20 protein-coding genes are annotated in these 25,928 nt (G+C 60.2%); 13 read left to right on the forward strand and 7 right to left on the reverse strand.

Features of this window, described 5'->3' with window-relative positions; all coding sequences use genetic code 11:
- Window positions 1-20: 20 nt before the first annotated feature.
- Complete coding sequence (locus tag ACAM_RS04230) at window positions 21-218, forward strand: hypothetical protein (protein WP_022541577.1); 198 nt, start codon at window positions 21-23, stop codon at window positions 216-218.
- 76 nt (window positions 219-294) lie between these two features.
- Here ACAM_RS04230 and ACAM_RS08395 read toward each other — a convergent pair whose 3' ends face one another.
- Window positions 295-465, reverse strand: a complete 171-nt coding sequence (locus tag ACAM_RS08395) for a hypothetical protein (protein WP_022541578.1) — start codon at window positions 463-465, stop codon at window positions 295-297.
- 207 nt (window positions 466-672) lie between these two features.
- On the opposite strand from ACAM_RS08395, the gene ACAM_RS04235 reads away from it, so the two are divergent.
- Window positions 673-1,131 carry an OB-fold nucleic acid binding domain-containing protein gene (locus tag ACAM_RS04235; protein WP_148706417.1) on the forward strand — a complete coding sequence of 153 codons (459 nt, stop codon included), beginning with the start codon at window positions 673-675 and terminating at the stop codon, window positions 1,129-1,131.
- A 101-nt stretch (window positions 1,132-1,232) separates the two neighbouring features.
- Here the strand turns inward: ACAM_RS04235 and ACAM_RS04240 are convergent, their stop codons facing one another.
- The gene (locus ACAM_RS04240; protein ID WP_022541580.1) at window positions 1,233-1,829 is read right to left on the reverse strand and encodes a GNAT family N-acetyltransferase; all 597 of its coding nucleotides are present in this window, start codon (window positions 1,827-1,829) and stop codon (window positions 1,233-1,235) included.
- A 43-nt stretch (window positions 1,830-1,872) separates the two neighbouring features.
- Window positions 1,873-3,024: a radical SAM protein gene (locus tag ACAM_RS04245; protein WP_022541581.1), complete on the reverse strand. Its 1,152-nt coding sequence runs from the start codon at window positions 3,022-3,024 to the stop codon at window positions 1,873-1,875.
- Between the two features lie 155 nt (window positions 3,025-3,179).
- On the opposite strand from ACAM_RS04245, the gene ACAM_RS04250 reads away from it, so the two are divergent.
- The 4 genes from ACAM_RS04250 to ACAM_RS04265 all read left to right on the forward strand — a co-directional run bounded on the left by ACAM_RS04250 (window position 3,180) and on the right by ACAM_RS04265 (window position 8,379).
- Window positions 3,180-5,237, forward strand: a complete 2,058-nt coding sequence (locus ACAM_RS04250; RefSeq protein ID WP_148706418.1) for a hydantoinase/oxoprolinase family protein — start codon at window positions 3,180-3,182, stop codon at window positions 5,235-5,237.
- The gene (locus ACAM_RS04255; RefSeq protein WP_022541584.1) at window positions 5,230-6,885 is read left to right on the forward strand and encodes a hydantoinase B/oxoprolinase family protein; all 1,656 of its coding nucleotides are present in this window, start codon (window positions 5,230-5,232) and stop codon (window positions 6,883-6,885) included. Before ACAM_RS04250 ends, ACAM_RS04255 begins: the two co-directional genes overlap by 8 nt.
- Before the next feature lie 90 nt (window positions 6,886-6,975).
- A complete protein-coding gene (locus ACAM_RS04260) occupies window positions 6,976-7,287 on the forward strand; it encodes an antibiotic biosynthesis monooxygenase family protein (protein ID WP_022541585.1) in 312 nt (103 codons plus the stop codon).
- Window positions 7,288-7,353: 66 nt separating this feature from the next.
- Complete coding sequence (locus ACAM_RS04265; RefSeq protein ID WP_022541586.1) at window positions 7,354-8,379, forward strand: M42 family metallopeptidase; 1,026 nt, start codon at window positions 7,354-7,356, stop codon at window positions 8,377-8,379.
- On the opposite strand, the gene ACAM_RS04270 is transcribed toward ACAM_RS04265, so the two are convergent.
- Window positions 8,376-10,025 (reverse strand): phytoene desaturase family protein, encoded by a 1,650-nt coding sequence (locus tag ACAM_RS04270; protein WP_022541587.1) that lies wholly within the window; start codon window positions 10,023-10,025, stop codon window positions 8,376-8,378. The genes ACAM_RS04265 and ACAM_RS04270 overlap by 4 nt on opposite strands.
- Before the next feature lie 166 nt (window positions 10,026-10,191).
- Between ACAM_RS04270 and ACAM_RS04275 the strand changes: the two genes are divergently transcribed.
- The 5 genes from ACAM_RS04275 to ACAM_RS04295 all read left to right on the forward strand — a co-directional run bounded on the left by ACAM_RS04275 (window position 10,192) and on the right by ACAM_RS04295 (window position 17,646).
- The gene (locus tag ACAM_RS04275; protein WP_022541588.1) at window positions 10,192-10,884 is read left to right on the forward strand and encodes a hypothetical protein; all 693 of its coding nucleotides are present in this window, start codon (window positions 10,192-10,194) and stop codon (window positions 10,882-10,884) included.
- A gap of 11 nt (window positions 10,885-10,895) precedes the next feature.
- Window positions 10,896-11,567, forward strand: coding sequence for a hypothetical protein (locus ACAM_RS04280; protein ID WP_022541589.1), 672 nt, complete (start codon window positions 10,896-10,898; stop codon window positions 11,565-11,567).
- Between the two features lie 39 nt (window positions 11,568-11,606).
- Complete coding sequence (rgy, locus tag ACAM_RS04285) at window positions 11,607-15,719, forward strand: reverse gyrase (RefSeq protein ID WP_022541590.1); 4,113 nt, start codon at window positions 11,607-11,609, stop codon at window positions 15,717-15,719.
- Between the two features lie 3 nt (window positions 15,720-15,722).
- Window positions 15,723-16,646: a carbon-nitrogen hydrolase family protein gene (locus ACAM_RS04290; RefSeq protein ID WP_022541591.1), complete on the forward strand. Its 924-nt coding sequence runs from the start codon at window positions 15,723-15,725 to the stop codon at window positions 16,644-16,646.
- A 115-nt stretch (window positions 16,647-16,761) separates the two neighbouring features.
- Window positions 16,762-17,646 (forward strand): DMT family transporter, encoded by an 885-nt coding sequence (locus tag ACAM_RS04295; protein WP_022541592.1) that lies wholly within the window; start codon window positions 16,762-16,764, stop codon window positions 17,644-17,646.
- A 19-nt stretch (window positions 17,647-17,665) separates the two neighbouring features.
- Here the strand turns inward: ACAM_RS04295 and ACAM_RS04300 are convergent, their stop codons facing one another.
- Window positions 17,666-19,639 (reverse strand): AMP-binding protein, encoded by a 1,974-nt coding sequence (locus tag ACAM_RS04300; protein WP_022541593.1) that lies wholly within the window; start codon window positions 19,637-19,639, stop codon window positions 17,666-17,668.
- Between the two features lie 221 nt (window positions 19,640-19,860).
- Between ACAM_RS04300 and ACAM_RS04305 the strand changes: the two genes are divergently transcribed.
- Complete coding sequence (locus tag ACAM_RS04305; RefSeq protein WP_022541594.1) at window positions 19,861-20,133, forward strand: hypothetical protein; 273 nt, start codon at window positions 19,861-19,863, stop codon at window positions 20,131-20,133.
- A 47-nt stretch (window positions 20,134-20,180) separates the two neighbouring features.
- On the opposite strand, the gene moaC is transcribed toward ACAM_RS04305, so the two are convergent.
- A complete protein-coding gene (moaC, locus tag ACAM_RS04310) occupies window positions 20,181-20,621 on the reverse strand; it encodes a cyclic pyranopterin monophosphate synthase MoaC (RefSeq protein ID WP_022541595.1) in 441 nt (146 codons plus the stop codon).
- Window positions 20,622-21,032: 411 nt separating this feature from the next.
- On the opposite strand from moaC, the gene ACAM_RS04315 reads away from it, so the two are divergent.
- Complete coding sequence (locus ACAM_RS04315) at window positions 21,033-24,995, forward strand: DEAD/DEAH box helicase (RefSeq protein ID WP_022541596.1); 3,963 nt, start codon at window positions 21,033-21,035, stop codon at window positions 24,993-24,995.
- Window positions 24,996-25,302: 307 nt separating this feature from the next.
- On the opposite strand, the gene ACAM_RS04320 is transcribed toward ACAM_RS04315, so the two are convergent.
- Entirely contained in the window at window positions 25,303-25,911 is a 609-nt protein-coding gene (locus ACAM_RS04320) for a hypothetical protein (protein ID WP_022541597.1), read from the reverse strand.
- Window positions 25,912-25,928: the final 17 nt, after the last annotated feature.

Here is a 25,928-nt window from a genome sequence, read left to right on the forward strand (position 1 = left end):
ACCCCCGGGTGGTGTGGAAAGTGGCTGGCAGGATACTCGGGCAAACCGTTTCCAGGAGATCCTTCCTCGGCGGCCTTGTTCTAGCAGTCTCGGGCATATTCTTCTTCGGGGTGAGCGTCTACACCATCTACCAGGGGAGCATCGCCGCCAGCCTCCTATCAGCCGCGATAGGCCTTGTTCTCGTGAGCCTAGGGGCTGATATGATGATGAGGGAGTAGTGGGGTATGTTTGGATAAAAACAATGTGTATGAGTGTATGATTGAAGGTGCCTCTCCTGCTTTGCAGGCGTCTCCGCTAGGCTTTCCCTAGCACTCTATAGAAGACCTTGCCGGTGTAGGGGCTCTTTGCCTTGGCGAACCTGAACTTGCCCCTCTTTGTCTCCTTTATTTCTACTTCGTAGTTGTCGGTCTCGTAGTACTTCTTAGCGACTAGGTCGAAGAACTTTATCTTCTCCTTCTTGGGCATCTTTCAGCACCGTGATTTATATATAGACTAAGTGTTATTTAAGCTTTAGCGGCCGGTATTCTGTTATGAAGTCTACCCCAGTGTAATACCCCCGCGTCCTTCAGCCCGTCCGCGAGACGCCCGACTATATGGCTTAGCATGCGTAATACGGGGGAGGACAGATATAAAAGGCCTGGCGACACCTGCCTGAGTGGAGCATGAGGAGCGTTGGAAGGAGATAGAACCCGAATTATGGATCTTAAGGAGGGTCTTAGGAACATCTCGATCTCCGGCCGTGTCCTAGAGGCGGGAGAACCGAAGATGGTTGAGACCAAGAGAGGGCCTGCGACCCTGAGTGAAGCCGTCATAGGCGATGAGAGCGGGAGAGTTAAGGTGACCCTCTGGGGTAGCCATGCGGGCACGCTTAAAGAGGGTGAGGCCGTTAAGATAGAGGGAGCATGGACCACCAGCTACAGGGGTAAGGTCCAGGTTAACGTCGGCAGGGAGTCTACAATAGAGAGGGTGGAGTCTGACGAGGTGCCGCAGGCCAGCGACATACCCGAAGAGATGCCGGAAGCCCAGTATAGGGGCTTCGGCCAGAGGCAGCCGTATAGGGGAGGCGGCTTCGGAGGCTTCAGAGGCGGTGGCTACCAGCCCCGCAGGGGCGGCGGTAGGAGGAGGTTCTAGCCTAGGTTAGAAACCTTCCTCCACCTAGCATACAGTTGAGGATAAAGGACGAGATACTTTGACCCTATTTTTGAACTTTCTGTAGTCTCGTCGGGGAGGCATCATCTCTCCCCACGTCTCTTCTCCCCTGTCGACGGGGCTATTCTGCGGGCCGCGGCCTCTACGTCGACTTCAACCCTGACTAGCCCTGGCTGCTCTCGCAACGTTCTAGCCCCAAGCTTTCTCGCCAGTGTTATGGCCCTCTGGTTGTCTGAGAGGACGTAGCCATAGAGCTTCCTGACGCCCGCCAGCTTGAGTACTGATATCATTACTCTGGCGAGGGCGGAGCCGAGGCCGTGGCCCTGGTAGTCCTCCCTAACTATTATACCCCCTTCAGCTGCTCCAGTCTTCTCGTCCACAAAGCTCTCAGCCATACCTACAATATCGCCTGTCTCTAGGTCCTCGGCCACTATAACTAGCGTGCACCTGTCGCTGAGCAGCCTTTCTATGTAGGGGTCGAAGTACCTAACGACCGCGAAGAATCTCGTGTAGATCGTCTCCTCCGAGAGGCTATTGTAGAAGCGGAGGAGCTTTTCCTTGTCCCCGGGGCAGAGCCCGCGTATCCTGACTCGGCGGCCGCCTCTGAGGGTGACAGTGCCGAACTCTTCACCGCAGAGGGGGCACGCCTCCTGGGTGTGATGTGAGGACTGGGGCTGCAATGGGAGCGCCTCCTTAGTGGAATCTGTTGTGTCTTAGAGTGTATTAGCTTCTAACCGCCTTAACCCTGGGAGACCGGCGGAGGAGGCCTATAATCCAGTAGGAGGCTATCTCAGCCTCCCTCCTACCACCCCGGATGGCAGCCTCGACCGTGAGACCCTTCACCGAGACCTTGAGGGGCTTGAGGCCGAGGGCTTCTAGGAGGCGGGCTACCTCCCTATCGCTAGCAGGGGGGAGCCTGGATAGGTCCCCGCAGGGGCCTAGCCTGCAGGCCGCGCAACCCTGCCGGTGGCTCTCTATGTTGGCGCTGCAGCTCGCGGGGAGGACTTTAAACCCTATCTCTCTCGCCTTCAACGCTATCTTCTCCTTAAGGTCCCTCGAGTATATGGGCAGCTGCTCTCCCCTCCTCGGCCAGCGGGCCAGCCGCCTCTCTATCTCCCCCATATCGACGGCCCCCGAGGCCCTCAGCCGGCGCAGTATCCCCTCTGCAACACGTAGGGTACCCAGGACCACCTTGTCTACTCCCGCGTAAGCAGCCCGGGAGAGTATGTCCTCCGCCTCCCTGTCCGTCACCCCGGGTATTATAGGTCTGAGGAAGAGTGTAGCGCTCAAACCAGCCTCCACGAGCCTCCTCATGAACTCCATCCTCTCCTCAGGCGGGGAGGCACCGGGCTCGAGGGCTTTCCAGAGCCTCAGCGTAGTCATGGATACTAGAACGTCTATCCGGGGATCAGCCGCCTCAACAAACTTCTCGAGCAGCCTGCCCTTCAGACCCGTCTTAGTGGAAACCTGCTGAGGGTTGCCTAGCCACCTCCTCGTGGACTCGAGATACTCTATAGCGCGCCAGGCCGTCTCCCTCATGAAAGGCTCTGTAACGCTGCCGAACGCGAGCAGAGTCCCCCTGGGGCCTGGGGCTACGTACGGGTTTAGGGCGAGGGCTAGAGCTAGCTCCTCCCCAGACAGGGGGTAGGGCTGGGGCTTGCCAGTGAAGCCCATATCGTATATATAACAGTATAGGCAGCCGTAGCTGCAGCCAACTCCGGTATGCACCGTCATCCCACATGGTATAGGCCTCCTCCGCGCATGCCAGTCCCTTGAGGCCCTCCTAAACCCCTCCTCGCCGACCCTACGCCTGAGCTCCTCGACGATAGCCTCCTTAGCGTAAACAGCATCCACAAGGCTATTGACGCCATCCACAGGACAGCCACCCCCAGGCGCCTCAGCCAAATGCCTTCAACTCATCCCTCCGGCTCGTCGTTGTCGGGAGTAGACATCATCGGCTGCGCAGGCCTGAGGCCTCCAGCGTGATATATGTGATCCCAGGCTATTCTATATACCCCGGCTGGCATGTCATGCCCCGGCTTAGGGTTGGGATCGATGTTGGAGGCACCTTTACAGATGTTGTAGTGTATGACGGGGGGCTGAGGGTCCACAAAGTCCCCACCACACCTAGAAGGCCTGTCGAGGGGGTCGTGAAGGGGCTCTCTGCGGCTGTGGATAGCCCGGGTGATGTCGAGGTCCTCGTCCACGCCACCACCATAGGCACCAACATGTTCCTAGGGCAGGTCGGCCTCGAGCCGCCGAAGGTCGCCCTCTTTACGAACGAGGGTTTCAGGGACATAGTGGAGATTGGCAGGCAGAACAGGCCCAGCCTGTACAACCTCCTCTACGAGAAGCCCTCACCACTGGCCCCCAGGGACCTGAGAATAGGTGTTAGGGGCAGGATAGGGCCTGACGGGAGTGAGATCGAGCCTCTCGACCTGGAGACGGTTAGATACTGGGCCCCGCGCCTCTGCAGGGAGGGGGTAAGGGTCTACGCCATCTCATTCCTCCACAGCTACCGCAACCCCCACCATGAGAGGCTTGCCGCGGAGGCGGTCAGGCGGGAGTGCCCCGGGGCCTATGTTGTGACGGGCCACGAGGTAGACCCTCAACCTATGGAGTATGAGAGGACTAGCACAGCCCTCGTCAACGCGGTCCTCAAGCCCGTCCTCTCGAGCTATCTTGAGGAGATGCTGGTGAGCCTTCGCGATAGAGGGTTCAGGGGTGTACTGCTGGTTATGCAGAGCAACGGCGGGGTGGCTAGTGTTGAGGAGGCTGTTGATAGGCCAGCAGCTTTCATCGAGAGCGGGCCCAGCGCTGGAGCAGTGGCCGTAGCCTACTTCTCGAGGCTTCAGGCCGTCGATAAGGCCATAGGCTTCGACATGGGAGGGACGACGGCTAAGGCCTCAAGCATCATAGGCGGTGAGCCCGAGCTGGTTGACGTCTACGAGGTGGGAGGTAAGGTACACATGGGGAAGACCGTGAGGGGGAGCGGCTACCCCGTCAGGTACCCCCACGTAGACCTGGCGGAGGTGAGCGCGGGCGGGGGCACCATCGCCTGGGTAGACCCGGGCGGGGGCTTAAGGGTTGGGCCTGCAAGCGCTGGAGCCGACCCGGGCCCCGCCTGCTATGGGAGGGGAGGGGTCAAGCCCACGGTCACCGACGCCAACCTGATTCTCGGCAGGCTGCCCGGGAGGCTGGCCGGGGGGCTCAGGCTCGACCTGGAGCTAGCTGTGAAAGCCGTTGAGAAACATGTTGCGGACCCCCTGGGGATGGACGTGGTGGAGGCTGCATGGGCTATAGTTAAGCTGGCCAACACGATAATGTCGAGGGCTATAAGCCTCGTGACTGTGGAGAGGGGACACGACCCCCGGGAATTCACTATGTACGCCTTCGGCGGTGCAGGTCCGATGCACGCCGCCGAGCTGGCTGAGGAGCTCGGTGTTAGAAGGGTTATCGTCCCCCCAGCCCCAGGTGTGTTCAGCGCTCTGGGACTGCTGGTAGCCGACTACAGGCATAGTTTCCATGCTGGGATAGCTAAACCTGCTGGGAGAGTCTCTGAGGAGGAGCTGGAGAGGGTTTTCGGCATGCTCGAGGAGAGGGCAAGGCGGGTTCTAGACGGGGAGGGCGTGCCCGGCGATAGGAGGTCCTACACGAGGCTCCTCGAGATGAAGTATTGGGGTCAAGCATATACCCTGAGGGTCCCATACAGGGGTAGCGTTGCCGACGCGGTCAAGGACTTCCACGGGATTCACGAGGCCAGATACGGCTTCAGCAGCCCCGAGGAGGAGGTCGAGATAGTTGTTGCCAGGCTGGAGGCCGTGGGGGTTACGGATAAACCTGTTTTTAGGGCGCCGGGAAAGGGGGGTTCTGGCGAGGCTGAGCCGGCGGGCAGCCGCGGCGTGTTCTTCAGCGGTAGGTGGATGGAGTCGAGTGTTTACCGTTTAGAGGACCTGGGCGTTGGCTCGCGGCTAGATGGGCCCGCCGTGGTGGAGGCGCCGGACTCCACCATAGTCATCCCACCGGGCTGGAGCGCGTTCGTGGATAGACTGGGCTCGATCGTGATGAAGGTGGGGAGCGGTGGTTGACAAGGTTACTGTAGAGGTTATCCGGCACGCTGCAATCTACGCGAGCGAGGAGATGGGTATCGTGTTGAGGAACACCTCTTACAGCCCTAACATTAAGGATAGGATGGATCATACCTGCGCCGTGCTCACGCCCAGCGGCGACCTAGTGGCCCAGGCGGAGCACATCCCCGTCCATATCGGGAGCATGGCTATCGGCGTGAAGTCGACGGTCAAGCATCTGGAAAAGGCTGGGGAGGCTCTAGAGCCGGGCGACATAGTAATAGTAAACGACCCCTACATATCCGGCACCCACTTGAACGACGTGACCCTCCTTAAACCGGTTTACCATGGCGGCGAGCCTGTAGCTATAGTTGCTAACAAGGCCCACCATGTAGACGTGGGGGGCCTCAACCCGGGTAGCGTTGGGGGGAGTGTCAAGGAGCTTATTCAGGAGGGAGTCGTCATCCCCCCTGTAAAACTGGCCAGGCGGGGCAGGCTAGACTCAGGGCTAGTGCGGCTGCTGGCTGGGAACGTTAGAACCCCCCGCTACTTCAAGGGCGACCTCAAGGCCCAGATAGCGGCTCTGAACGTTGGAGAACGGAGGATTAGGGAGCTGGCGGAAAAATATTCTCCCCGAGCGCTGCTTGAGGCGTGGGACGAGATCCTAAGCTACACGGAGGAGTATACTAGGAGGAGGGTTGAAAGCCTAGGTGTGACGGGGTCCTGGGAGGCTAGCGATATCCTAGAGCTATCGAGGGGGGAGGCTGTCGTCAAGGCAAGGCTCACCATACTGGGTGGTGGGGTTGAGGTGGACTTCACAGGCTCGTCGCCCCAGGTGGATGAGCCGATTAACGCCGTATACGGGGTGACCGCCGCCGCTACCTCCTTCGCCTTAAAGGCGGTTATAGACCCGGATATGCCGGTTAACCAAGGCTTCTTCCGGGTGGTCAAGGTTATAGCCCCCGAGGGGACGATAGTCAACCCTGTCAAGCCTGCACCAGTTAGCGGGGGGAATACGGAGACGAGCCAGAGGATAGCCGATGTTGTGTTCAGGGCTCTGGCGAGGGCCCTGCCGGGCAGGGTCCCGGCGGCTAGCTGCGGCAGCATGACTAACGTTATGCTGGGAGGACCTGGCTGGGCCTTCTACGAGACTGTTGCATGTGGTGAGGGGGCGAGGCCTGTTAGGGACGGCTACGACGGTGTGCAGACAAACATGACTAACACTCTAAACACGCCCATCGAGAGGATGGAGGCGGAGTATCCCGTTCTCTTCGTCAAATACGAGCTGAGGAGGGACAGCGAGGGCCCCGGGAGGTGGAGGGGGGGCCTAGGCGTCGTTAGGGCCTTCAAGCTCACAGGGGGCAAGGCGACACTGACAGTATACGCCCAGAGATGCAGGTCGAGGCCGTGGGGGCTTGAGGGCGGGTCTCCAGGAGAGCCCGCTGGACACTACCTGGTAAGGAGGGACGGGTCAAGGATGGATCTGGGGTGTATGTCTACGGTTGAGATTGTAGAGGGTGACACAGTGTATATACAAACGCCCGGTGGCGGAGGCTATGGAGACCCCTGCGGGAGGGATAGGGGCCTTATCGAGAGGGATCTTAGAGAGGGGAAGGTGTCGGAGGAGAAGGCAGCCCAAAGCTACTGCCACCGTACCAACGCCCTGTAGGCGGAGAGCATTGTTACCGATCCTCAACACCATGGTCTAGCAGCACGATTTTAGACCCGCCGGCCCAGCTAAATACCCTGGTGGCCCGCGATGGCTTACGCAATTGTTAACTACATTAGGGCGGAGACGCCTGAGGCTTTTGAGAAGGTCGTTGAATCTTTCAGGGATAGGGCAGGCCTTGTGGAGGGGAGAGAGGGCTTCAGATCACTCCAGGTCCTCGCGAACAGGGAGAGGCTTGAGGTCGTGGTAATCACGGTCTGGGAGTCTAAGGAGTATTTTGAGAAGTGGGTGGAGAGTAGGGAGTTCGAGGAGGCGCATAAGAGGGCTCGGAGAAGGCGGCTAGCTGGTACCAGCTCGGAAGGGGTGGAGTACGAGGTCCTCGATTTCGTGTGCAAAGGCTGAACATACTTGCCTTTAGACAGCGCTGTATAACCCTCCATATGCACACTCTATACCCGGTGCATCGTCTTGAGCCTGCTGGATACTCTAAGGGAGCTGGTTTTTACACCAGGGCCGAGCGGGTATGAGGACCTGGTAAGGAGCGTAGTGGTCTACAGGCTTAGGGAGCTCGGGCTTGACCCTGTTGTCGACGAGCTTGGAAACGTTGTGGTCAACCCCTCAGGCGGGGAGCCGAGGCTCCTGGCGGCCGCGCATATGGACGAGCTGGGCTTCCTAATAACGGGCGCCGGGGATGACGGCCTGCTGTCCTTCAGAAAGCTGGGCGGTATAGACGACAGGGTCCTCCCGGGCCAGCACGTCGAGATCCTGCTAGACGGGGGAGCGAGGATAGAGGGGGTTATAGGCATAACCCCACCCCACCTCCAGCTCGACCGGGCCGATGCCGAGAAGCCTCTGCGATGGCACGAGCTAAGGATAGACATTGGCGTGCAGTCCAGGTCCGAGGCTGAGGAGCTGGGGGTGAAGCCTCTACAGCCAGCCGTGTTTAAGAAGCACTGGAGCATACTAGCCGGCGGCCGGGCGGTCGCCTCCCGCGGGTTCGACGACAGGGCGGGAGTCGCCCTCCTCCTCGAGCTGGCCAGGAGGGTGGCCGAGGGGGGCGTGGAGGCGGAGGGCCTTGCCCTGGCCTGGACTGTCCAGGAGGAGGTAGGGCTCCGGGGGGCCAGCTACGTGGCCTCCAGGCTGAAGCCCAGGGCCTTCCTGGCCGTAGACACCATGGCCTGCTGCCACCCCGCGGTGACAGGCCACACCAGGCCGGGTGGGGGGCCGGTGGTTAGGGCTATGGACAACCAGCATATAACACCGCGCTGGCTGGTCGAGCTCCTGGAGGAGGCGGCTAGGAGCGCTGGCTTAGGGCTGCAGTACGCCACGGCTGGCGGCACGACGGACGCGGCGGCCTTCCAGAGGGCTGGAGTGCCCAGTGCGGCCCTAGGGATTCCCTTGAAGTACACTCACAGCACAGCCGAGGTCCTCTACCTAAGCGACCTTGAGGGCGCCCTCAGGCTCCTTGAACACCTGCCGGGGAGGCTGGGCTAGGGGCCGAGTATCTCTCGGGCGGAGCGCGCCATCTTGACAGCCAGTTTTTCGAGGCTAAGCCTCCTCGGCCTCTCAACCCCGAGGTCCTCTAGGAGCCTCCTGGCCGCCAGCCAGCCGGGCAGCCCTGACACCCCGCCTCCGGGGTGGCTGGACGCCGAGGCTAGGTATAGGCCCTCTACACCCGGCACCCTGTAGTCCGACGCCTCGGGCAGCGGGCGGGAGGAGTATAGCTGGTCGAGCCTCATGGATATGTGGAATATACTCCCCCCGGGGTTGCCGAGGGCCTCGTAGTCTCGGGGAGTGAGGACCTCGCTCCTGACACCCTCCCGGGGTAGGCTGAAGACCCCCTCCAGAACCTGGAGCCCCCTCTCCCCGACCTCAGCCCTATCCTCCTCTCCCCACCTCCTAGCCCTCCTCCACGTGTACTGGAGGAAGATGCTAGCCAGGCTCCACCCCTCTGGCGCGAGGCTGGGGTCAACCAGGTTTAACACGTTTATGGAGAGCCAGGGCTCCCTGCTGACCCCACGCGACAGGGCGTCGCCGTACGCCTTCTCGGCATACTCCATGCCGGGCATGGTTACGACGCTGCTCCTGTAGAGGTCCTCGCCTAGCCAGCTATACTCCCTCCGGGGCCTTAGGGGGCCCTTCACGGCCAGTATTATCTTGGAGGAAGCCCCCGACGACTCCAGACTCCTTATCCTCCTCGCCAGCCCCTTCTCAAGCTCTGCGACGGCGGGGAGGGCTTTCACGCTGGCCGCCCAGACCACCGCCCTCCTGGCCCTATACACCCTCCCGTCCGAGGTCCTCACGCCAACCGCCCTCCCACCACTAACCATGACCTCCTCAACCCTGGACCCCGCCTCAACCGAGGCACCAGCCCCGGCGGCGGCCTCGGCCAGAGCTAGGGCCAGCCTTCCCATGCCACCCTGCACGTACGCCCACTCACCCCTCCTGCCGGTAGATACTCCCAGGTAGTGGTGGGCCAGCACAATACCCGTGCCCGGCGTCGAGGGCCCGGCCATCTCCCCTACCAGGGCGTCCTCGACAAGCGCGGCACGCGCCTCCCAGCTCTCAAACCACTCCCCCAGGATCCTGGATGCAGGTGCCGTCAGCATCCACTGGGCAGCCTCGAGAGCCTCCTCCACAATCCTGCCCACCAAAGGCGTCCTGGCGGCCCTGTAAACGTGCTCGATAGCCTCGCGCGGATGGAGGGGAGGGTGGCTGTATATCTCCTCGAGCAGCACCCCAAGGGCGCTCCACAGCCTAGCCCACCCTAGGTAGGCCCGCCCGTCCGCAGGGGACACCCGGGAGAACTCCCTAGAGGTCCTCCCCGCGTCGCCGTAAACCCTCAGAGCCCTACCACCGCCCAGCACCACGGTCATACCGGGCTCCTTGGGCAGAAGCCGAATCCTCCCCTCGATACCCGCCTCTCTCATGAGCCACCTCGGGTAGAGGCCGAGGACGTAGGCCCCGAGGGGCGCTGTAAAGCCGGGCCAGGGGGTGTATGAGGCTGAGAGGCCTCCTAGCCGTTCAGAGGCTTCGAGGAGGGCCACACTCAGGCCCCGCCTAGCTAGGATAGAGGCGGCCGTCAGCCCGTTGTGGCCACCACCTACTATAACCACGTCGAAAACTCTCTCGCCCCCCAAACTTACCGCCCACGTTAATACCGTGGTCCAGCCCTGTAGATAACCTGAGGTGGAGGCAGCGGCTTCTTAATGCCCCTAGCTGTTAATTGTGTTGGAGGGGCGTGGTTGGAGTAGCTTCCCGCCGCAGAACACCCGTGGCCTGGTAGCTGCGGGATGGTGATACGCGATGCTAAAGGATCTTCCCCAGGATGACTATAGGACTCTCCTGGACGCTCTTGCCGGGGGGTTTAGGAAGATATTCCTGAGCTACATGCTGTTCCTGCTTGTTCTAGTGGCCTGGCTAGCTGTGCTGGGTGCTTTCCTCCTCGTCGGTGTGACCCTTGAAGCCGTGTTCGGCTCTGGGCTCGAGGCCTTCGCCATCCTGGGTGTGGCCGCCTCCCTGCTAGCGACTGTCCTGCTCCTGATCATAGCCGCCTATGTATTCTATCGTGGCGCCGTTTACGTGAAGGAGGCTGTGAAAAGGTTGGGATCCCAGCAGGCAAAGTCGGACCTCACTCTGGGTGCTGAGCTCCTCTATATAGGCGGGGTTATAACTCTCGTCGGCGCCGCCCTAACAATCATCTTGGTGGGTATTCTGCTCCTCGCCGTCGGCGATATCATATCGCTGATCGGAATAGGCTTCCTAGCCTACAAGCTCCGCGGCCTACACACTGAGCTGGAGACGCCCCTAAACATAACCCTCCTGGGGGCGGCGTTACACCTCCTAAGCTACATACCAGCCCTGTCAATAATGCTGCTGCCAGCCATTATACTCGAGATAATAGGCTTCCGCATGGTGTACACCACGTCAAAAAACCTCCTCCAGGAGGTCCAGGAGGAGGGGAGGCCTGTAGGCGAAGGCTCGACCACCCCCGCATAGGGTGTGGAGTGTTGGAGCCCGAGGAGGGTGGGGGAGGGGATACACTGCTAGCCGCGCTTGGAGAGTTCTCGGCCCGCATGCTTTTATCCATAGCTCTCGCGCTAGCCTCTATAGTGCTGGCTGGTGCGTCTCTCGTCAGCATCAGATTTGTCGGGGTGCTGCTCAGCTATGGATCCAGCCTGCTAGGGCTCCCCGAGATCTCCGGGAGCACTATAGACTCTGTGGGAAAGTATACTTCCAACACGCTAATAGCAGTCGGAGGCCTAGCAGCCTCTCTCATAGCCTACCGTGCCTCCGGGATCCTCGAAGCCGCTCCAGAGGCTGTGGGGAGTGGGAGGGCCGGGGACGTTCGGCTAGCCGTCCTCCTGCTGAAAACAGGTTCTGCAATTGCCGCCGCCGGATCCATTCTCCTGCTGGCGGGTGTGGGTGAGGCTGTGTTGACGGCGGGTTTCATACTTTTCCAGAGCGGCCTAGCAATCATAGGCTACAGGATGCGCGGCCTTAGCAGGGGAATGGAGACAGCCTTAACCCTTCTCCTAGGGGGCGCCGCCGTGGCTCTGATAGGGGCGGTGGCTGGTGCTGGCTCAGCCCTGCTCGCGGGATTGGCTATGGAGGCAGCAGCATTCTACACACTAATGGGCTTGCATCGCGGGCCGGATGGTGTGGAGGGCGAAACTTTATGATTCCACGGCCCCGGCTTATCCGTGAATGGGTTGGTGTTTGTGGCTAGCGGCTGGGCCGTTTCCAGGGGGGTTTACAGGTATCTGTGCCCGAACTGCGGGGGGCCTAATACTGAGGAGAGGCTTTCGCAGGGCCTCCCATGCCCCAGATGCCTCCCCAGCATCCCGGGGAGGCGGGTTTCCAGCTGGTCTGGGCTGGCGAGGCTCCTGAAGAGGGAGGGCACCCTAGGGGCTGGCGTGAAGGCTATAGCCAGTCTTGAGGATGAGGCTAGGAGCCTCTGGCGCTTCTTCGAGAAGGCAGTCGGCTCCCCCCCATGGGGGGCTCAGAGGACCTGGGCTAAGAGGCTCGCCCGGGGGGATAGCTTCAGCATAATAGCGCCAACAGGGGTGGGTAAGACTACCTTCGGCGCGGCGGCCGCCCTCTTCTACGCCTGTAGGAAGGGTATGAGGAGCTATATTATACTGCCGACGACTACGCTGGCTGCCAATGTGGCGAAGAAGCTGGAGTCTATGGTGGAGTCAACCGGCTGCAGGAAGGCCAGGATACTGGTGATACACAGCAAGCTTAAGGCGGCTGAGAGGAGGGAGGCGTTGGAGAGGTTTGAGAACGGGGACTTCGATATACTCGTGACTACGGCCGCGTTCGCCAGGAAATACGTTGACAAGCTATCTGGCTACAGGTTTAGGCTGGTGTTTGTCGACGATGTCGACGCTGTTCTAAGGAGTGCTAGGAGCGTGGACGCGATACTCAGGATAGTGGGTTTCGACGAGGAGGCCATAGAAACCGGCCTCGAGGTCCTCAGGCTCCAGAGGGAGCAGGCGAGGCTGGTGTCGCTCCTCCAGAGCCCTAGGGAGGAGGTGAGGGAGGAGGCTAGGAAGAAGCTGCTCGAGGTTAAGAGGAGGCTGGAGAGCCTTGAGGCGGAGATAGAGGCGAAGAGGAAGGGTACAGCCAGCCTCATCGTCAGCAGCGCCACAGGAAGGCCGCGGGGAGCGCGGGTGAGGCTCTTCAGGGTGCTCCTCAACTTCGAGGCGGGGGGCAGGGGGGATATAGGGCTCAGGAGGGTGGTGGACAGCTACACGTACCCACAGGACGGTGTTACGGAGAGGGTTGTAGAGCTAGTGAAAACCCTCGGCACAGGGGGGCTTGTCTACGTGCCGATAGACATGGGTGTAGAATACGCCGAGAAGCTGGCCGAGGACCTCCGGCGGGCCGGGGTTAAGGCTGAGGCCTACCACGCTAAGAAGCCTCTGGAGCTGCTAGACAGGTTTGCGGAGGGTGAAATTGATGTACTGGTGGGCGTTGCAAACTACTACGGCACGCTGGTGAGGGGGATAGACTTACCGGCCAGGGTTAGGTATGCCGTGTTCGCTGGAGTCCCTCGGCACAAGTTCGGGAGCGACATCGGAGACCCCCACCCATCCAGGCTCCTCAGGCTCCTCTCCATACTTGCGGAGAGCAGGATTGAGGAGGTTGCCAGCGCGGCCCGAAGCCACATGGGCAGGCTCAGGAGAATACTCAGGCTCCTCAGCCCGGCAGCCCTCCAGATGATAGCGGAGAGGGTGGCCCGGGGGGAGGTCGAGGGGGGGTACGACAAGCAGGTTCTCGACGCCTACAACTTCCTGAGGGAGGCTCTAAGGAGGGATGACGTGTGGGAGAGCCTACGGGAGCTTGATGTGGGCGTGGTGAGGGAGGGCGGGAGGACCTACATACTCGTCCCCGACCCTGCGACCTACCTCCAGGCGAGCGGGAGGACGAGCAGGCTCTATGCGGGCGGTATAACCCTGGGCCTTAGCGTCGTGGTCGTCGATAACGAGGCTGTCTTGAGAGGGCTTATGAAGAGGGTCTCGTGGATGGCCGAGGTCGAGTGGAGGAGGCTCGAGGACCTCGACCTCCACGCCGTTATCAGGGAGATAGACGAGGACAGGGAGAAGGTTAGGAAGGTTGTTAAAGGCCTCTACAAGGGGGTGGAGCTTGTTAGGACTGCGCTGCTGGTCGTCGAGTCCCCCAACAAGGCTAGGACGATAGCCAGGTTCTTTGGACAGCCCAGCGTGAGGCTCCTCCCCGGGGGAGGGAGGGTTTATGAGGTGGCCACCGGGGACAGGATTCTCATGATAATGGCGAGCGGCGGCCACGTCTTCGACCTCGTCGTCAGGGTTGACGGTAGGGATGTTGAGGTTGCTGGAGGCGAGCCTGAGAACGCTATCTTCGGCGTCCTTAGGTACAGGACCGGGGGCAACGGCGCCACAGCCTACACTCCGGTTTACACCAGCATAAAGAGGTGCCTCGAGTGCGGCTACCAGTTTGTGGAGGAATCTTCAAGGTGCCCCCGCTGCGGCAGCGAGCTGGTGAGGAACAGTCTAAGCACCATCGAGGACCTCCGCCGCGTCGCGTGGGAGGCCGACGAGGTCTATATAGGCACCGACCCAGATACCGAGGGGGAGAAGATAGGGTGGGACGTGGCCCTAGCCCTAAGGCCCTACGCCCCCAACATCAGGAGGCTCGAGTTCCACGAGGTGACTAAGAAGGCCATTCTTGAGGCACTCTCCAGCCCCAGGAGCTTCGACAAGAACCTGGTGGACGCTCAGGTGGTTAGGAGGGTTGAGGACAGGTGGATAGGCTTCACCCTCAGCCCCCTACTCTGGTGCGACTTCTGGCCCAGGTACTGTAGGCGGGTCCTGGAGGAGTACGGGGAGAAGAGGCCCCACATGGATAGGGAGAGGTGCGCCAGGTACAAGGCCTACTACAACCTGAGCGCCGGGAGGGTGCAGACACCCACGCTAGGGTGGGTTGTCGACAGGACCCTGGCTTACAGGAGGAAGGTGTGGCTCTACAGGGTGGTGCACGACTCCCAGGTCCTCTTTGCCGTGAGGAGCGACGACCCTGAGGTGCCTGAGAGTGTCAAGAGCGTGCTGGATAACTGGATTAAGCACCACAGGAAGACGGGTATAGAGCCGTGGCTCGATGTAAAGGTGGTTGTGGAGAAGGAGGAGTGGACGACGATAGCCCCCCCTCCACCCTATACAACCGACACTATGCTCAGGGACGCTAACAGGCTTCTCGGCCTCGGCTCTGCGGAGGCGATGAGGCTAGCCCAGGACCTCTTCGAGTGGGGACTCATAACATACCACAGGACGGACTCGACGAGGGTTAGCGACAGGGGTATGCAGGTTGCTAGGGAGTGGCTGGAAACGAGGTTTGGAGGCTTAGCCAGCAAGCTCTACAGGCCGCGGCGCTGGGGTGAGGGGGGTGCCCACGAGGCCATAAGGCCTGTGAGGCCTATCGACGTGGAGAGGCTCCAGCTCCTCGTGGAGGAGGGTGTTATAGAGCTTCCGGGTAGCCTCACGAGGAGGCACCTGAGGCTGTACGACATGATATTTAGGAGGTTCATGGCCAGCCAGATGAGGGAGGCCGACGCACTTAGAGTCGTTTACAGGCTCCACGTGCCGGAGCTCGACGGCTACATCCTCACCCTGGAGAGGGTGGTTGAGGTGGGCCGGCCAGGCGACGCCGAGGGAGTTACACGGGGCTTCACCCTCGTGTGGCCCTATGTCAGGCCACAGCCGAGGCTAATTGAGGGTAGAGAGGCTTGGATAAGGGCGGTGGTTGAGGGCAGGCAGGTACCCCGGGCCTACCCGTACACCGAGGGGGAGATTGTGGAGGAGATGAAGACGAGGGGCATTGGGAGGCCTAGCACCTATGCAAAGATAGTTGAGACCCTATTCAGAAGGAGGTATGTTATAGAGATATCCAGGGAGGAGGGCAGGGGCGCTGGCTTCGTGGTGGCGACAAGCCGGGGCATAAGTGTCCACAACTACCTGACCAAAGAGCTCGCCGAGGCCGTTGAGGAGGAGTACGGCGCCAGGATAGCTGAGATACTCAGGAGGGTGCCCTCCCTCGTCTCCGAGACTAGGACTAGGGAGCTCGAGAGGGAGATGGATATGGTGGAGAGGGGGGAGGCTTCCAGGGATGATGTTCTAGACAGGGTCTTCAACGAGATATCGGACCTCGCACTCCTTTTAAACATCGAACACCCCACTAAGCATAGGAGCCCGGCGCGGGGTAATACACAGGGTAATACCTGGGTCTCGCGCTTCGTAACGTGCGCCGTAAAGACTCCCGAGGCAGCGAGAGTGTGGGGTGCAGAGGTGGGTTGAGGGGTGAGGTTAGCTATCCTACACTCTAGGGTTAAACTAGCCGCGAAGAGGAGTAACGCCAGGAGACACTCAATACTTATTGAGAAGGTTGTTTCCACAAGGACTGTCGACCTCATAGTCCTACCTTCATACCCCTTCACGGGCCCCCTCATAGGCTACTACCCCCCGAGCAAGGCCAGGCTCAAGCTAAGGGAGCTGGCGGAGAAGATCTCCGAGAAGAACATACCAGCTGGGCCGAGTGTGAGCTTCATGGCGAGGTGGAGCCAGGAATACGGGGTGTACATCCTCGGAGGCCCTATAATCGAGAGGGCCGGCCCAAGGGTCTACGTGACAACCGTCCTCACAGCCCCCGACGGCTCCATAGCTGGGAAGTATAGGAAGGTGTCGCTCACCGAGGAGGAGAGGGACATGGGGATAAGCCCTGGGAAGGAGCCGGGTATATTTAAGCTGAAGGTTAACGGCTCGGAGATTAGCCTGGGCGTGTTCAGCGACGAGGACCTCGCCACCCCCGAGATATTCAGGCACCTCCAGCTGGGCGGCTCGAAGATGATTATCGGAACGATATTCCCCTACAACAGCGGCTTCCTGGGCGGCATTATAGACGATGACGGTCTAGTCACCATGGACCACAACGTTGTAAAGACATTCCTCGAGGTGAGGAGCCGGGAGACGGGCGTCCCCATAATACTGGTCGGCAGCATAATAGACAGCGGTGTAGAGACGCTGGCATACATGAGCACCATACCGGTGGAGCCAGATGAAGGCGTCATAGAGGACAAGATGTTCGGCCCCGATGACGAGTCCCCCATATTCATCGACTTGAACGAGAAAGCCACTAACCCGAGGAAGCCGCCGGAACACCTGAACATACTGGTGAAGAGCCTCTGCAGGAACAACTCCAGGCGTGGGGGAAACAAGGCCTTCTAACCCCCCTCTTGACAACAATATTTTCCGGTACTACGATGGTGGGATAGACTATAGACTGGGATACGTCCACGGTATAAGATTTCCGGAGCGGCCCAATGCCTACTAGGGCTCCTCGTTGCCGAGATTCAGCGGTGTAGCCGGCCTGCTGCTACCAGCCCTCGCGGCGATCTCGTGGGGCACCAACGCTGTCGCCGGGAGGTATCTTGTGGGCGGGGGGCACATCGACGGTGTAACCCTCACTCTAGTCAGGTTCGCCCTCGCAACACCGCTAATCGGCGTCTCCGCCTTCTACATTGCCCGCGACAAGATGTTTAACCCCGATAGGAGTCTGATGGGTTGGAGCGCTGTTCTAGGCCTCCTAGGGATAACAGGGTTTAACATATTCTTCTACAGCGCTCTAGGCCATATGGACGCGAGCATCACAGCCCTGGTCACCGCCCTCGCAACACCCCTTACATACATGGCTGCTGTCGTCCTGGGGCTGGAGAAGGCGACCCTCCTCGCCACGGCCGGGGCACTAGTCTCGGTGGCCGGGACCTACCTCGTGCTATCTCCATCCCCCGGCTCCAACGTCAGCCTCCTAGGCTTCCTGCTGGCGTTCGGGGCGGCCCTCTCCTGGGTGGTATACACTATCATCCTCAGGGTCAAGCTGGCGGGTTATGACCAGAACGTTGTGATGTTCTGGACATCCCTCTTCGGCACGATATTCACGATACCAGCCTATGCTGCACTAGCCCCCGGGGGAGGCCTAAGATTGGGCCCTGTGGAGGCTGCGCTGATACTATATGTTGCAGCGGTCCCCGGGGCTCTAGGCTACACGCTATGGAACCTGGGTGTTGAGAAGGTCGGGGCTTCTAAGAGCGCCGTCTTCATACCACTCGTCCCGTTGACAGCCGCCATACTCGGCTGGCTGTTGCTGGGGGAGACGCTCACCATACGCCAGCTCGTTGGCGCCGCACTGATAATAGCCGGGATTATCGCCGTGGTGTGGAGGCGGTAGCCCCCCTCGCCAGGCCTCGCTAGCCTCCCGCTATCCTGCGTATTACTTCCTTAAGCTTCTCAACCGACTCAGGGTTCTCCAGCACACTCAACTCCCTCGGCTCTACACCCCGGGCCAGGTCCCTCAGCACCCTCCTGGTTATCTTCCCGCTCCTCGTCTTCGGGAGCTCGCTTACTATCACAACATGCTCCGGGGCGAACGGCTTGCCGAACCTCTCCACAATGGCCTTTCTAGCCTTTGCGGCTAGCTCTTTAGCATCGAACCCTCCCTTAGGGACTAGGAAGCACGCTATGACCTCGCCCTTGATAGGGTGGGGTACTCCTATGCACGCCGCCTCAGCCACCTCAGGTAGCTGCGTGAGAACGCTCTCAAGCTCCGCGCTACCTATCCTCTTACCAGCCACCTTTATCACGTCATCCGCCCTCCCGAGTATGTACCAGAACCCGTCCTCGTCGACTAGGGCGTAGTCGCCGTGGTACCAGACTCCCGGGAAGCGGGACCAGTAGGTTTTTATATACCTCTCCGGGTCCTTCCAGAGGCCTCTAGTCATGCTGGGGAAGGGCTTCTTAACAACGAGATACCCTGGCTCCCCTCTAACGGGCCTCCCCTCGTCGTCGAAAACATCGGCGTCGACACCGAGAGCCGGGCCCCAGAGGGTGGTCGGCTTCAGGGGGACTACGGTGCTTGGTAGCAGTATGCAGCCGAACACCTCGGTGCCGCCGCTAAGGTTTATCAGCGGCCTCCTCCACCCGCCCAGCTTCTCCATAACCCACATCCATGTGGCGTGGTCTATGGGCTCCCCGGTGTTGCCGAAGGCTCTGACGCTGGATAGGTCGTACTCCTCGACAGTGTCGCTGGCTATAGCCCTGAGCATTCTGGCCACTGTTGCTGCGAAGCCGAAGTGGGTTACCCCGTGCTCCTGGATAAGCCTCCAAACCCTGGACTTGTCAGGATAGTCTATGGCACCCTCAACCATCAGGTGGCTAGCCCCGAGCAGCTGGGAGCCTAGGACCTGCCACGGCCCCATCATCCAGCCTATATCGGTTATCCACCACAGCCTATCCCCCCCTTCTCTCCAGGCTGGGTGGATGTCTAGGTTGAAGTAGTGCTCCTTACCCGGCTGGAGTATGGAGCCTGCGTGGCTTATCACAGCCCCTTTGGGCTTTCCGGTGGTGCCGCTGGTGAACAGGAGGAGTGCGGGATGCTCCGGGTCCAGCTCCTCCGGCTCCACAGGCCCCGCCTTGCCCGCTATAGCCCTATCGTACCACTCATCCCTACCCTCAACCCAGGGGATGTCTATGCCGAGCCTCCTGATCACAACAACATGCTCTACCCCGCCCCCCGCGAGCTTCACAGCCTGGTCAGCCTGCTCCTTCAGGGCTATCCTCCTCCCCCTCCTAAGGTATCCGTCGACTGTGACGAGCACTCTGGCCTCTCCAAGCTTAAGCCTCTCAGCGACAGCTGGGGGGGCGAATCCGGAGAATATGGGTGATGCCACAGCCCCGATCTTCATTGCAGCGAGCATTGCCACTATGCTCTCCGGCATCATGGGAGCGTAGATTGCAACTACGCTTCCAACACTTACCCCATAGTCCTGGGAGAGGAGGCGGGCCATCCTGTCTACCTCGTCCTTCAGCTGGAGGTAGGTGTACCTCCTGACCTCACCGTCCTCGCCTACCCATGTGAAGGCCTCTCTATGGCCATAGCCCATCTTGACAATCCTGTCGACCACGTTGTAAGCAGCGTTGAGCAGGCCTCCGCGATACCATTGAGCCCACTCGACACCCCTGCTCAGGTCGAGAACAGATTTAGGCTCTCGGAACCACTCTACGCCGAGCCACTCGGGAAGGCCTCCCCAGAACCACTTGAGGTCCTCGGTGCTCCTCCTAACCAGCTCTCCATAGCTCTTGATTCCAAGCTTCTCCATGAAAAGATGCACGTTACTCTGCTCCACGATCTCCCGGGGGGGATGCCATATCTTCTTCTGCTGCAAAACCTCGCCACCTCCATGTAAAAACTTTACGGTTTAAAGTATTAGAAGGTGAGCGCGCTGTTGGTATAAAAGACAGTGGGCTCTAGGCCGTGGCGGCTTCCGCCTTGCTCCGGGTTTTGTGCTAGACGGGTTTCCGAGAAACGTTTATAAAACAGTGGACAGCTATAATAATATCCGTGGACCAGGGCCTGACTGAGGCTCCTCCTGAGGTGGTATTCACCTTGGCAGAGCGGTTCCTCCGCGACATCCTGTCCCGCAGGGATCCCCACGGCTACTATGTAATACCCCTCAAACCGGAAGCGAGGGAAACCCTCTCCCGCATGCGCCTTCCGCGGGACGCTAAGATAGTGGATGGTGTTGACGTGATCCTAGTTAAACTGAGGAGCAGAGGAGAGGCTATGAAGCTCCTCCGCATATTCAACAGGAAGGGCCTGATCCATGTTGAGGGCGATGAAGCCGACGAGCCTCTTGACGCCGCCTTCGAGGTCTACTGAGGGTGTCCAAAAACGGATCTCCTCGGCATACTATACATTAGTTCTCTTTATCCCTTCCTTTTGACCTCGACCCTCACGCCCGTTATAACTGTATCAGGGTAGTTGCCCGTCTCATCCTTCTCCAGCGATTTAACCATATCCCACACAGTCAGCAGGGCCGCTGTAACCCCGGCAAGAGCCTCCATCTCGACCCCCGTCTTAGCGGTCGTCGCCACCCTCACCCTAACCTCCACCCCATCATCCCTCACCCTAACCTCGGGCTCAACCTTCTCAATAGGGATAGGGTGGGTTAGGGGTATCAGGCGGGGTGTCTCCTTCGCCGCGAGCACAGCAGCTACAGATGCGACGGAGACAACATCACCCTTAGCCACCACACCCCTCCTTATAGCCTCGACCGTTTCCCTCCTCAGCTTTATGAAGCCAGAGGCCACTGCCTCCCTCCTCACAGGCTCCTTACCCGTTATATCAACCATTCCAGCACTACCCAAGGCAGGCCACCCACGGAAACTATCCATACCACTACCTAACAGGGCGCGGGTATAACGTCAAAGCCCCCGGGCCTCCCGGGTATGGCCGTTGGGGAGGGTGGCGTTGAACGTAGCAGGCTATACCGCTCCTCGGTGCAGCGTCCTCGGGGGCGTTGTAGGTCGTGCTTCGAGAGCCAGGGGGTCTGAGCAGTATGGGAGGCCCGCGCCCTTTGGCCTCCAGCGCCGCCTACGAGTCCACACGGGATATCCGGACCTAACTTGTGCGGGCGTGTGGATGTTTTCGCCGTCGATAGAAGACACTACGGTTTAAACAAATTGGGGCGGTTGGGAGAGAAGCGGTTTAGCCCTAATTAGAGGGTCTGCACTACCTGGATCTAGGGTGGGGCTGGACGCTCCGGCGGGTGTTGCTTGTTGAAGAAGTTTTGGGAGAGGATAGCTGATAGTCTTGGGCTGAGGAAGGAGCTTTCCTTCGGGGAGGTCCTCGACAACCCCCTGCTCCTGGGGAGGTATATTAGTGAGAAGGGGTGTCCGGGGGATGAGTGGCTCCGCGAGGCTGTTGATAGGGGTCTCCATGAGCTTGTCGCCAGGGTGAAGGCGGCTGGGTGCAGCGTTCCAAGTGATCTTGAGCTTGAGGCGGCAGCCGTCCTCCTCTTCTCGGGTAGAAAGCCTTGGAGTCTAGAAGGTGTTGAGCCTGGGGGTGTTGCGGTAGCTGTATGCAGCGAGGGCAGGGTGGTATTCGGGTATGGCGGGCTTATGGTGGACACCGCGGCCATGGGGCCTGGGGGTAGGGCTAGGGTTTTGTCGAACAGCGATGCCGCCGGGCTGGCTGCATGGGGTTTAGGAGCCTCTATACTCGTCCACTGGGGCTGCTCCACCCGGTATCCCAGGGCTGTGGACGCTTCTCTACTCTCCGCGATAGCCGTGCCTGAGGCGGGAGGCGATCTCGGGCTTAGCATCTACCACTTCTCCTCTACAGCCGGGAGCATCGTCGATGCAGTGGCGGATATAGTATCGAAGTCGGTGTCCCTCCTGGAAAGCCTGGGGGTGGACTGGTCTAGAATGCCGCCCGAGGTGAGGCTGGCCCCCGAGGCGGCGTCATCCCTAACACCCTCCCCAGAAGGAGCTGGCCAAGCCCATCCCTCAGGCGATGTGGTGGCCACAGACGCCCCCCGCCTCCTCTACAAGACATGGAGGCCCTACCTTCTTGATCCTCCCGACGATCCAGGCTATAGGGGGTTCGAGTACGCCGCGTACATGGCTGTTAAGAGCATAGCGGCCCGGGGGGGAAGCGTCTGGCGGGCTCTAGAGGCAGCCCCACCGAGCCTCTCCGAGAGCATGCTTAAGCTCCTAAGATCCTCGGAGGTTGTGCCGAACCCTCGCCACCCCGCTAGGGGTGAGCAGGTGGAGGCGGGGGAGCTGCGCCTCGCCAGGCTGGGGGGCGAGGTTCTGCTGGACTGTGTAAAGCCGCTGGACCGCTGTCTCTCTAGACCCGCTGAAGCACACTCCCACCTGCCGGAGGACCTTAGAGCGAGGATAGAGAAGGCATCCCAGAGGCCCGCCAGCCAGGGGAGGGGGGTGCGGGTCAGGCTTAGAGTCAAGGGCTGGGCTCCCCAGGAGTCTGCTGCTATGCTCGGCGTGGAGGCCCCCTCAGGGGCTGAGGCTCCTGAAGTACGGCTCGAGCCCCCACAAGGTAGGGGGCCGAGGGGGCTGATCACAACCCTTGAGAGGCTCCTCGAGGGTGAGGAGGGGAGGGTGCTTGTCGTAACTCCCGAGGAAACCCTTGCATCCCTCGTTGCAGAGAGTCTGGGCGGCTTCCTTGCAGGCCTACGGGGAGGAGTGCTGCACCGCTGGTTCGTCGAGGGGGGTCTCCTGGTTGTGCCTTGGAGTTTTCTCCAGGCCCGTCCAGAGCTCGCCGTTGTTGCCGAGAGGACTGTGGTTATTCTGCCAGAGGTGTTGCTGAGGGACGAGGTCCTCCCACGCATCATACGCCGCTTCTACTCCGGGAAGGCGAGCCTGGTATCCTGGCAGTGGGGGAGGATAGTTGAGCTCTTGCACAGGCTCGGCGCCGTCGGCATCTCCTGGGCCGCTGGCCACAGGCCACTCACCGCCCGTGGTGAGCCTGTTGACAGCGGTGTTGTGAAGAGGGTTCTTACCCGTGTTGCCGTGACACTCCTCGGGGCCTCCAGCATGAGGCCTGGCCAGGAGGCTGTACTGGAGAGGATATCCAGGGTGTACTCCTCGCTCAGCCCATCCGTGACGATAGCCGTCCTTCCCACCGGCTACGGGAAGTCCCTCCTCTTCCAGGCTCCCGCCAGGGGGCTGGCGTACCTGGGCTATGGTGCTTTGACACTGGTTGTCACGCCTCTTAAGGCTCTTATGAGAGACCAGACTAGGGGGGCTCTAAGGAGGGGGCTGGCCGCCTGCTACATCGACTCTAGCCTAAGCTCCAGGGCTAGGAGTGAGGTGGTGAGGGCTGCTGCTCTCGGCCTCATAGACCTCCTCTACATAGCGCCGGAAAGGTTTGAGGACGCCGGGATAAGGGAGGTTGTAGGCGGCGGCGGTCTCACCCTGGCTGTGCTTGACGAGGCTCACACGGCCTCTAGATGGGGGGAGACGTTCAGGAACAGCTACCTCTACATGGCTAAAACCCTGGCTGACCTTAGGCTGGAGCAGGGCTGGCCTCCGATACTGGCTCTCACTGCCACAGCCACCCTGGATATCATAGAGTCCGTCGCGTCTATGCTGGGCGCGGAAGGATATTTGATTGTAGACCTTGAGGAGGATGGTGCGGCTGAAACGGAGCCGGGCCCCGAATCCACAGTGGTCTATAGGATAGCCCCCATCAGGCCGAACATAATGGTGGAAGCCAGGGTTTCCCCCCCGGGCAGGGCTAGGCTTGATGCAGCCGCAGAGCATGTCAGAGAGCTCGCAGCCTGGGCTACAGGGGTGTCGGAGAACTGGGTGGGAGCAGTCTTCACAGGCTTTGTCAAAAGCAGGGTGATGGATTGGGCTAACGCGGAGACAATCGCCTCCAGGCTGGAGCCGGCCTTGGGGGGTGTTTGCGAGGTCCTCCTATACCATGGGCAGATGGGCGAGAGGAGGAGGAAGCTCGTTGAGGAGATGGCATCCGAGGGCCGCGGGAGGAAGGTAATAGTGGCTACCAAGGCGTTTGGGATGGGCGTGGACATAAGCAACCTTAGGTGGACCCTACACCTTTTCCCCAGCGACTCGGTCGAGGACCTGGTGCAGGAGATAGGTAGGGCGGGAAGGGATGGGCTGCCTGCGAGGTCGGTTATACTGTTCGCCCCTGAGGACTTCCGGGTTAGACGTGCTATGGGCCTGAAGCAGCTGCCCCGTTTGTCAACTGTGCTCGCACTCTACAACGCCCTAGTCGAGCTACACGCTCGGGAGGAGAGCTTCACCCTGCTCCTCTCCCCGCCCGCTACACCCCCCAGAGCAGTGAGGCTCCTGGACATATTGAGGACCTCAGGCCTCCTAGACTATAGTGTAGCTAGGCGGCTTCACATATACAGGTTGAGGAAGGGAGTTTCATGGAGAGACCTCGAGGACTCCGGCCTCGCTCCAAGGATTGTGCTACCCAGGTTGGGCATAGTTGGGTTCGAGGAGGAGCTGCCTCGTGGTGAGCTGCTCGAGCCTGCAAGCCTCTCCATAACCCTTTGTAGCGGGCCCGGGGGAGGGCTGGCGATACACTATAACAGGCCCGGGGGAGGGGGTGAGTGTAAGAGGGCTATAATCCAGCGCTCCGGGCCCGCTGTGATAGTTGACATGAACCCTGAGGTGAGGCATAGGAGTATAACAATCCCGACTACTGACCTTCTTATCTACCACGCCCGGCTCGCCTCGCTGGAAGCTCTTAAGGTAGAGAGATTGAGAAGGCTTCTCGAGAGCATCTCAGGCCTGAGGGGTGAGAGGGCCAGCCGGGCTTTCAGGGAGGGTGTTAGGGAGTACTTCAACACACCCCTACTCAAACCGCTTCCCGACAGCCCAGAGAGGCTGTTGAAAGCCCCTAAAACTATGAAATGCCCAAGCATCTCCAAATGCCGCCCACTAGCCTCTACGCTCGAGAGGCTTGTGGATGTTCTGGGCCCCATGGGTATAACGGTGGCTGTAGCTGGCGAAGAGGCTAGGGCAGCCTTCATCAGAGCCTACAGTAGACTATTCCCAGTAGAGCCCAGGATAGTGGGGTTGAGAAGGGCGCTCAACAGGATGAAGGCGGGCGGGGTCGAGGCTGCAGACCTGGGATTCATAGTCGCAGTCCTACACCGGGAGAGCCACTACCACAGGTTCGCCTCTACAGTGGAGAGTTCCGACTACCCCTACGTAACCGTAGCTCACGTGAAAATGCCTGTCTAAACACTTTATTAATTAGGAAGACAACCAGACGATCCAGCTCTTATGTAGCAAACCGGGCCTGGGCAAGGGCTGGATGTATAGCTCCGGCAGTTTTCCGGGGCGCCTCCAAACATGACGGTGAGGTGAGGCCGCTGCACTCCAATCTCCTCAGGCCATAGTCCAGCGGTGTTTAGGCTTTGAGGGTTGAGACGCTTGTTCCCATAATAGAGGCTACGTACCTCGACTCCCGTAGGGAAATACTCCTGTGTTGGGGTAGGGTGGGCGGCGGGGGCTCGATGCTTCTCCGGGGCTACCGTGCTCCATACCGTTACTCGCCCTTTAGGGGGCCGTAGACTATGAGTCTCAAGCGCCTCCGGGGCAGAGGCTCTGAGAGGTGTCTTTCCTCGAGCGGCCCTCTATCCTCCTGGGCGGCCGCGACTAATTTCCCTCTGCAAATCTTCAGGAATATGGAGGGTGTATCTATCGTTTTTGCCACGAAGCAGCCTTCTCCCACGGCCTTCTCCACCTCGGAGTAGAGATCCTTTGCAACCTCCTCTAGTGTTGCCCCTGAGGCTGTGAATGTTAGAGGCGTATAGTCCAGTACCAGGCCAGCCTGGAAAAGGGGGTCCAGCAGCTTCTCGGCCTCCTCAATGTCGTATTCATGAGTCTCGGCCTCCACAGCCTGCTCTCTCCGCTCCTCCGTGGCGGGCCTCCCACTAGCTGGTATCGGCGGTGTTCCAGCGGAGGGGGTCCTGGTGAGAGAGGTCTCGGCACTAGCCGCAGCCTCCTCGGCCTGCGCCTGCCTGTAGAACCTGCAGCTAACATACCTTGCTGTAGTGCAGGGAAATGCTAGTGGATTTACAGGACGCTTCACAACCCTGCAATACACCACCGGCCCCCTACTCTCGCCCAAGGGGCACACTACGCGCGGCGCCATACCTCCTTACCCTTGCT

The sequence above is a fragment of the Aeropyrum camini SY1 = JCM 12091 genome (genome assembly GCF_000591035.1).
Lineage (GTDB): Archaea > Thermoproteota > Thermoprotei_A > Sulfolobales > Acidilobaceae > Aeropyrum > Aeropyrum camini.

What these genes read in the sequence shown, in the direction of transcription:
- ACAM_RS04275 (WP_022541588.1), top strand. Translation starts at nt 10,192, where the DNA reads ATGCTAAAGGATCTTCCCCAGGATGACTATAGGACTCTCCTGGACGCT.
- ACAM_RS08395 (WP_022541578.1), bottom strand. Translation starts at nt 465, where the DNA reads ATGCCCAAGAAGGAGAAGATAAAGTTCTTCGACCTAGTCGCTAAGAAG.
- ACAM_RS04320 (WP_022541597.1), bottom strand. Translation starts at nt 25,911, where the DNA reads ATGGCGCCGCGCGTAGTGTGCCCCTTGGGCGAGAGTAGGGGGCCGGTG.
- ACAM_RS04250 (WP_148706418.1), top strand. Translation starts at nt 3,180, where the DNA reads ATGCCCCGGCTTAGGGTTGGGATCGATGTTGGAGGCACCTTTACAGAT.
- ACAM_RS04260 (WP_022541585.1), top strand. Translation starts at nt 6,976, where the DNA reads ATGGCTTACGCAATTGTTAACTACATTAGGGCGGAGACGCCTGAGGCT.